Genomic DNA, 686 nt, shown 5'->3' with positions numbered 1-686 from the left:
AATGATTATTTTCACATTGCTAAACCTTGGAATAGCATTAATGCATGCTTTCGTAGTATCTTGTTATTTTGCGATGCTGAGTTATTTTATTTTACTTTCAAACCGAAGTGCAAAATACGAGTGAGTGGTACACCAGAAAAAGTAGCAGCAATCCTGGATTGCTGCTACTTTTTTGTACCCATTATTCAAATTCAATCAATAAATCATTCACTTTAATAGCTTCTCCGTTACTGACGTGAATCGATTTGATTACACCGTCAAAAGGAGCCTGAACGGTTGTTTCCATTTTCATTGCCTCAGTTATTAGAAGATAGTCTCCCTTTTTAACTTTATCGCCTTTTTCACAAATAACTTTCACAACTGTACCTGGCATTGTAGCTCCAATATGTTTCTCGTTTCCTTTGTCAGCTAGTTGTTTTGTCGCCAGTTGTGATTTTATATTGTCATCTTTTACAACAACTTCTCTCGATTGTCCATTAAGTTCAAAGTAAATGACTCGTGTACCATCTGCGTGAGCTTCAGAAATAGAAACTAATTTTACGATTAATGTTTTACCTTGTTCAATTTCTACTTCAATTTCCTCACCAAGGCGCATCCCGTATAAAAATGTTGGTGTGTCCAATACAGACACATCACCATATGTCTCTTGAAAACGATGATAGTCCATAAACACTTTCGGATATAAA

General features: G+C 35.4%; 1 protein-coding gene. It reads right to left on the bottom strand.

Annotated features, from left to right (window positions below):
- Window positions 1–181 precede the first annotated feature (181 nt).
- A partial coding sequence (locus AC3G7N_RS21225) for a biotin/lipoyl-containing protein (RefSeq protein WP_489424126.1) occupies window positions 182–686 on the bottom strand: 505 nt, incomplete at its 5' end.

This window comes from Virgibacillus carmonensis (assembly GCF_057836705.1).
The sequence above is the reverse complement of the archived record's forward strand: the minus strand, read 5'-3'. Positions and strand labels throughout refer to the sequence as shown.